Origin of the sequence: Nostoc sp., assembly GCF_036917635.1 — a bacterium.
Classification (GTDB): Bacteria; Cyanobacteriota; Cyanobacteriia; order Cyanobacteriales; family Nostocaceae; genus Nostoc.
On record NZ_JBALCW010000119.1, the window covers coordinates 1 to 8,114 of the forward strand.

An 8,114-nucleotide genomic window follows, 5' to 3' on the forward strand; every position below is an offset into this window, starting at 1 on the left:
TGCCATGAAAATGCCTGAATTCCTTTATGAACTGGAACTTAGGCTCTGTAAGACATAATTCCTCCTCGCAAGGTCAAAATCAGCGAACGTACAGTTACTGTAAGTAGGTAGGCAAGATAAAACCAAACTATGTAACAAAAAGTAAAATCTCTGTATTTGGCTCGTAGTTGCGCCCTCTTGCGCTTTAGCGCAACTACGAGCTAGTGATGATTATTTGCGCCCACTTAGGGACTTCCAAGAAATAAATTGCCCACCCCACAAGAAGTAGTTGAGTATTTTTTTATTTGGAAGTCCCTTAAACAAGAAATATTGCTTGTTTGGGTATATCCATAAGCATTATCCTATTCCCAAACGTCCAGCCAAGCCAGGAGTGAGGGGTAAAAGCGTGGTAATCATCAAAAATAGAGCCAAAAGCCCCAAAGCAGCTCTAGCATCATCGGGTTCAGTGACTTCATTCAAGCTGGGGCGTTCTTGATCGCGTTGCAAAAAGAAAATCACGATCGCCCAGTACATGGCAAGAGTATTACCGAGAGACACTAGCGCCAGTAAAATTAAAGTTGCGATCGTTGCCCGTCCTGCGGTTTTGCGTCCATAAATCGCCTGAACAATGCGCCCACCATCTAGTTGTCCTGCGGGCATTAAATTCAAAGCGGTGATAATTAACCCCAACCAACCAATTATCACTAAAGGATGAACACTCACCAACGACGACTGTAAAGCCGAACCAAGAACAACTCGCGCCAAACTTCCCACCAAAATCGACCCTTGGAAAAACTGATTTGGCAATTGAAATAAACTACCTGGGTGGGAAAGCACCAAGCCCGTCACCAGCATTAACAAAGAGACAATACCACCTGCGGCCGGCCCTGCCAAGGCGATATCAAATAATACCTTGCGGTTGGGCAATAGAGACTCAAAGCGGGTAATTGCACCAAAAGAACCAATTTGCACTGCGGGTAAAAAGAAAGGCCAGCTAAGGCGGATTTGGTGACGCTGGGCAAGTAACCAATGACCGATTTCGTGAGCTACTAAAATCGCAAATATCCCAGCGCCTATGGGCAAAGCTTGTTGAAACCGCTCTGGATTGGCAAATAAATCAAAATTCAGCAGTAATCCCCCAGCTTCTAAGCTTGTGGCAATGGTCGCTATCAACAGAATACCTGCAAAAGCTTTTTGCGATAACAACATCGGCCGCGGATCATTGCGACTCGGTAGGACAATTACCACTGGTTTGCTGTCTGTATTTTCCACTAAAAATAGGCGATATTTATCGCCAAGGCGTTGTTGCAAACTTGCAGTTAGACGGTTGTGAGTCTCTTCTGGTTCTCCCCGCAAATTGCCTTTGAAAATGGCTCCATCTTGGTAGGCGATCGTTTCTGTCGCAAAAAACGTATCGATACCAAAAATACCTCTAACTGCATTCAAGTCTTCTTCTGGTATCGGTGGGATATCGGGTTTCAGTTCTGCTACTTTTGGTTGTGGGGAATTTGCTTCAAGTAAGGAATCAGCAGCGAGTCTTTCTGTGGCGCGTTGCTTGAGGATGGCATCTTGCCCAGCTGCGCGTAACTGTCTGCCCAGGTAGACGTACAATCCGGCGGAAGTTACCACTAAGAACAATATACCCGCTATATTGATGTAAATTCCTGCGGCAAACAATCCAAAAAACAGGAGCCAGGGAGTCATCAACACCACCGACTGTAACCAGGCTAAGATTCCCAGTTTACCAAAAGGTCTGGCGCGATAAAAGCCCCAGCCTAAAATGCCTAAAGCTACCAGTAGGATTGCCGCCAGGATAGAAGTTTCTGATAAAGTAAACATCTCCAAACCTTTGCTATTGAGACTAAGCCAGAACAAGTCCGGTATTGCAGATACACTTATTAATGTATAACGCCGCCTGTAATCTGCCCAAATTATCCGGCTTTGAGTGCGCGTAGCCTAACCCAAGCATCGTGCAAGTCGAACTTGTAAGTAGTACGGCGTAATTAATTAAAGGTTTGTAGTTAGGTATAGCGGTTCCCATTCAGATGCGGTATCTCGCCAGGTATAGGGGCATGGCACTGCCATGCCCCTACCGATGTACCTCACATAAAGGAGAACCGCTATAGGCGTAATTAAACATCTATATCAAGCCTCACCCTCAATCCCTCTTTGGGGACTTTTAAATAAAAAAATACTCAACTACTTATTGTGGACAAGATTGGGTAATTTATTTCTTGGAAGTCCCTTGTGAGTTCAAAGAGGGAAGCCGGAGGCAGGGTAGGGATATGATGGCGACTCCACCCGATGAAATACGAATTATTTTGACTCTATTGTTTTTGGCGGGTTTCCAGCAGCATAAATCTCCCACATAGCAAAGTAGGCAAGTTCAAGATTGCGGGTAAAGCGTGGTGTATCAAACAGAGGATAAGTGGTACGATTTTGTGCTAATCTCTGTTTGAGTTCCTGCAATGCTATAGGGGAATGACCTAAATGTATTGCCAATTGCTCATATTCTTTTAAGTTATTAGTGATTAAGTCGGGTAAACCAACTGCTGTGAGCAAACTAGCTGCAACACGAGAAGCAAAAGTTTTTCCGATACAAGTGACGACTGGTAAACCTGTCCATAAAGCATCACTAGCTGTAGTGTGAGCATTATAATAAAGGGTATCTAGAAATAAGTCTGCTAATTGATGTCTTGCTAAATGTTCTGCTTTGGTGTGATATTGGGCAAAAATTAAGCGATCGCTATTAATTCCTCGCGCTTGGGCTTCTCTTTTAAGATTATCCTCAGCAGCAGGAAATCTCACAATTAACCACAACACACTACCCGGAACTGCGGCGAGAATTCTCATCCACACATCGAAAATCTCCGGTTCTATTTTATAGTTGTTGTTGAAGCAGCAAAAGACAAAACCCGACTCTGGTAAACCATACTCAGAACGAGTCACAGGGGTAGAAGCGATCGCTTGTTGATAATCGTTGACTTGATAACTGTGGGGTAAGGTGACTAGCTTCTCGCTAAAACCATCAGCAAATTCTGGTGGTGTCACAACTGGATCGCTAATTATATAGTCGATAAAGTCAGCACCCATCGTTCCCGGATAGCCCAAATAACTAACCTGAATCGCAGCAGATCGCAAAGCCAGAATCGCACTGCGAGAACCAGCAGTATAACCTTTGAGATCGATTAATATATGAATACCATCATTATAAATCTGGCGGGCGCTTTCTTCTATAGATAAAGTAGTAATATCTCGAAAGTGTTCGCTGTTAACAGCGATGTGTTGGCGGTATTCGCTATTGTCGTCTGTGCCGAAAGAATAGACAAATATCTCAAAATTAGCTTGATCGTGCAGGTTAAATAAGCTTTTCATCAAATGACTAGTAGCATGGTTGCGGAAATCATTGGATAAATAGCCGATGCGTAGCCGCCCATTCAAAAACCGGGAATGAGTAAAATTCAGAGATTGCTTTTCACTTGCCCATTGTGCTTTAATACTTTGTGCATGAGTTTGAGCTATTTTGAGCAAAAAAGTCTTGTCCCAAGGCTTGTATAAGCTATCAAAGGGACCGATTGTTGTCGGTTTTTGCTTCTCAACCTCAGAGACAGTTTGTTCCCAGATGCGGGTTAAATCAGACTGACGACTACGCCAATCGCAACTCATTTCTTTGAGGTAAAATAAGTAATTGAATGCTTCAGGCGAGTCTGGTTGCAGTTGTAAAACCTTTTCAAATGCTACTTTGGCTTCATCTACTTGACCATTGCTAGCGATCGCCAAGGATAAGAGTGCTGAACCTAAGCGGTTATATGCTTTAATATAGTCTTGGTTATGGCGAATAGCTAAACGATAACAAGCGATCGCCCCTTCTAAATTTTCTTGTGCCTCTAAGACTATGCCCAAATTCAGATAAGCTTCTGGATAATCGGGATTTTTCTGTAAAGCCTCCTGAAACTTAGCAGCAGCAGCTGATAGCTTACCTTGCATTTGCCAAACTAGACCAAGATTATTGTGAGCAAAAGCATAGTTCGGGTTGCTGAGAATTGCAGACTGAAAATAAGCGATCGCTTTTTCTAAGTTTTTCTCGGCTACTTCCACAATACCCAAATTATTATGTGCTTGTGCATATTTCGGGTTAATTGTCAATGCCTGTTGGTAAGCCAGAATAGCTTGGTTAGTTTGTCCTTGATTGTCCATAATTACCCCCAACTGATACCAAGCGGGGGCATATTGGGGATATTGGGCGATAATTTCTTCGTATAAAGCGATCGCTTCTGTCAATTGTAGTTGTGTTTGTAAAGCTAATGCTTGTTGATAAAGTTGTTCTACGGCTGGGAATTGCTGCTGCGGGATTGGCCATAACCAATCAGAATTAGGCCAGTCTTGATTCTGAGGCGTGATTGCAGAGATTATGTTGTCTTGATTTGCGTTGTTAGTAAATTCTTGTATAGGCGCTGACTTGTCAGTTCGCGCATTTCCCTCTATGACAGGAGAACGTGGATCGAGGGTAATCATCTGCTGAATCTCCTCAGTCTGGAATCCTAATGCTTGTGGACGACGGACTCCTGGTAATATCTGCACATCATAAAGTTCCGTCACTTCTCCTTCTAGACGTAGCCAGTGGACAACTTGACCCGTTTTCAAGTCAATCACCATTAAGCCACATCGGGGTTCAGTATTTTTATTGACTAAATTTTCATCCAGTTTTAAACCAGAAAAAGTTTTGTCGCGGGGTTTAGATAAGCCGACAATGGCATAATCGCCACTAAAAGCCAAACCACGCAGAAAACCGGGACAAAAAGCAATAGGCTGAAATATTCCATCAGAATCGATATAGCCAAATTCTCCCGTGCCAGCATTCAGTAACCACAACTTACCCTGATAAAATCGTGGGGCGTGGGGCATAGATAAACCCCTAGCAATCACCTGATCAGATTGAATATCAATAATACAACCGCCGCCTTGTCGCTTATCCCGCCAACCATCCACCACATCAGATTCACCACAGAGGCTAACATAGCGGGGTTTACCGGCTACCATCGCCAAACCATTGAGGTGACAACGATCTTCATTTACCAAACTAGAAATAAACTTAGGTTTCCATAGGGGAATGCAACTATGGCGATCGCTCACCGTTGCCAGACAATTTAATATAGTACTGATAAATACAATGCGTTCGCCTCTGGCGTTGGCAAAGCCATCGTTATCAGCTTCCACCGCCAAATCATGAATATCTAAATCCCCAGTAGTATAAGCAATTCGGGGAATATACAGCTTGTCATAACCATCATAAAGTTGTCCAAGAGTCAGCACATTGTCTAACTGCCAGAGTTGGGATTTAGAACTGAGATAAATTCGTTCTGGGGTAGCATATAACCCCATTGCGCGGTCAAAAACCCGCTCAAATCCCGACAATTGCCCGTGGGCGTTCACCCCTAACAGCATCAGACGCGAACTTTGATAGGTAGAGAAAGCCAGACTAATTTGCTGGGATTGCAGCCAGTCGATGAAATGACGCGAGGCGAGTATTTCTACAGGGAGAGCAGCTTTAGCAGTGGATTGTAGGCTCATTGGCAAAAAAATATAACTTTTGACACTAGCGATAAACATTGCTAGAGTGTTGGGCGTTTAGTCTCTAACTATACATACATAAAAAATCAAGTCAATAGCTACGTAAATTTTATTAGAACATTTCTGAGTGCAAGATCCGCGACTTCATAAAAGTTGTCGGGGATCTTACCAGCAAGTGATTTTACTCAAGGTCAAATTAATACCAAAGCAGGGAAATACTTAAACATCATGACAACTGCAACTACCACAAAGCAGACTCTAGTCATCATCGATGCCGGAATTGATGACCATCAAATACTCGTCCAAGGCATTATACCCACAGCCAAAGTAACTGTCCTCAACAAACACCTTGACGGCATCGCCCAAATTAGCGCCGTCTGCCACAACTATCCAAGGGCCAGTATCCAGATAATTGCCCACGGTAGCCCCGGCAGCTTGCAACTAGGTAATAGCCAACTCAATTTAGATAACCTCCACAGATATCGCCAGCAACTACAACAATGGCTAGCCGCAGAAATCCTGATTTATGGGTGTGAAGTTGCTAAAGGAGAAACGGGAAAAACCTTCATCGAACGCCTACACCAACTCACCGGGGCAAACATTGCCGCCTCAGCCCAGAAAATCGGCAACGTCCAACAAGGGGGAACCTGGGAACTAGAGGTGAACATCGGGCAAATTGCCTCCAGCCTAGCGTTGTCGCCAGAAATTAGAGAAGCCTACCCCGGAGTGTTCGCAACCTTCGCCACCGCCACCAACTTCTCCGTCGGCAGTAGTCCCTTGTCAGTGACAGTGGGAGACTTTAACGGCGACGGCAAACTGGACTTGGCTGCTGCTAATTACAGGAGCGACACCATATCCGTGCTGCTAGGCAATGGCACAGGCGGCTTTGCCACCGCCACCAACTTTACCGTCGGCACTAATCCCAGGTTAGTGACAATGGGAGACTTCAACGGCGACGGCAACCTGGACTTGGCTGCCGCTAACTTGACCAGCAACAGCATATCCGTGCTGCTGGGGAACGGCACAGGCGGCTTTGCCACTGCCACCAACTTCACCGTCGGCACTAATCCCAGTTCAGTGACAGTGGGAGACTTCAACGGCGACGGCAAGCTGGACTTGGCTGCCGCTAATTACAGGAGCGACACCATATCCGTGCTGCTGGGGAACGGCACAGGCGGCTTTGCCACCGCCACCAACTTCACCGTCGGTACTAATCCCACTTCAGTGACAGTGGGAGACTTCAACGGCGACGGCAAGCTGGATTTGGCTGCCACTAACCAATCTAGCAACAGCATATCCGTGCTACTAGGCAACGGCACAGGCGGCTTTGCCACCGCCACCAACTTCGCCGTCGGCAGTAATCCCAAGTCAGTGACAGTGGGAGACTTCAACGGCGACGGCAAGCTGGACTTGGCTGCTGCTAACTACAGTAGCAACAGCATATCCGTGCTGCTAGGTGATGGCACAGGCGGCTTTGCCACCGCCACCAACTTCACCGTCGGCACTAATGCCTTGTCAGTGACAGTGGGAGACTTCAACGGCGACGGCAAGCTGGACTTGGCTGCCGCTAATTACAGGGTTGACACCGTCTCCGTGCTGCTAGGTGATGGCACAGGCGGCTTTGCCACCGCCACCAACTTCACCGTCGGCAGTCGTCCCAAGTCAGTGACAGTGGGAGACTTCAACGACGACGGCAAGCTGGATTTGGCTGTCATTAACCAAGCTAGCAACACCATATCCGTGCTGCTGAATACCACCCCTAAAATTACGATCGCCCCAGGCACTAACCCCACAGAAGGCGGTACAGTCGGCAACTTCACCATCACCCTCGACACTCCCGCCCCAGTTGGTGGCTTAGTGGTTAACTTTAACACCACAGGTAGCACCGCCACCCCCACCACCGACTACACCTTGGCAGCAGGTACAAATATCACCGCTGTCACAGCCAACACCTTTGCGATCGCCTCTGGGCAAACCACCGCTACTTTAACAGTCACAGCTGTCGCGGATGGAGTCTCTGACGCCAACGAAACCGTCACTGTCAACCTAGAAGCCAGCCCAGACTACATCCTTGGTGCCAACAGCACCGCCAATTTCCAACCAGCCGCCAACTTCACCGTCGGCAATAATCCCACCTCAGTAACAATGGGAGACTTCAACAACGACGGCAATCTTGACTTGGCTACTGCTAACTACTACAGCAATAGCGTCTCCGTGCTGCTAGGCAACGGCACAGGCGGCTTTGCCACTGCCACCAACTTCACCGTCGGCAATAATCCCACCTCAGTAACAATGGGAGACTTCAACAACGACGGCAATCTTGACTTGGCTACTGCTAACTACTACAGCAATAGCGTCTCCGTGCTGCTAGGCAACGGCACAGGCGGCTTTGCCACTGCCACCAACTTCACCGTCGGCAATAATCCCACCTCAGTAACAATGGGAGACTTCAACAACGACGGCAATCTTGACTTGGCTACTGCTAACTACTACAGCAATAGCGTCTCCGTGCTGCTAGGCAACGGCACAGGCGGCTTTGCCACTGCCACCAACTTCACCGTCGG

Annotated in this window: 3 protein-coding genes; 1 reads left to right on the forward strand and 2 read right to left on the reverse strand. The window is 46.7% G+C overall.

Annotation, left to right across the window (positions count from 1 at the left end):
• Positions 1–336: 336 nt before the first annotated feature.
• Positions 337–1,818, reverse strand: coding sequence for a site-2 protease family protein (locus tag V7K32_RS28540; RefSeq protein ID WP_334998304.1), 1,482 nt, complete (start codon positions 1,816–1,818; stop codon positions 337–339).
• A gap of 477 nt (positions 1,819–2,295) precedes the next feature.
• Positions 2,296–5,550 (reverse strand): TIGR03032 family protein, encoded by a 3,255-nt coding sequence (locus V7K32_RS28545; RefSeq protein ID WP_334998306.1) that lies wholly within the window; start codon positions 5,548–5,550, stop codon positions 2,296–2,298.
• A 228-nt stretch (positions 5,551–5,778) separates the two neighbouring features.
• Here V7K32_RS28545 and V7K32_RS28550 point away from each other — a divergent pair.
• Positions 5,779–8,114: FG-GAP-like repeat-containing protein (locus V7K32_RS28550; RefSeq protein ID WP_334998308.1), on the forward strand; the 2,336-nt coding region annotated here is incomplete at its 3' end.

Bases quoted from the DNA above. Each gene is read 5' to 3' on its own strand.
- V7K32_RS28540 (WP_334998304.1), bottom strand. From the start codon at position 1,818: ATGTTTACTTTATCAGAAACTTCTATCCTGGCGGCAATCCTACTGGTA.
- V7K32_RS28545 (WP_334998306.1), bottom strand. From the start codon at position 5,550: ATGAGCCTACAATCCACTGCTAAAGCTGCTCTCCCTGTAGAAATACTC.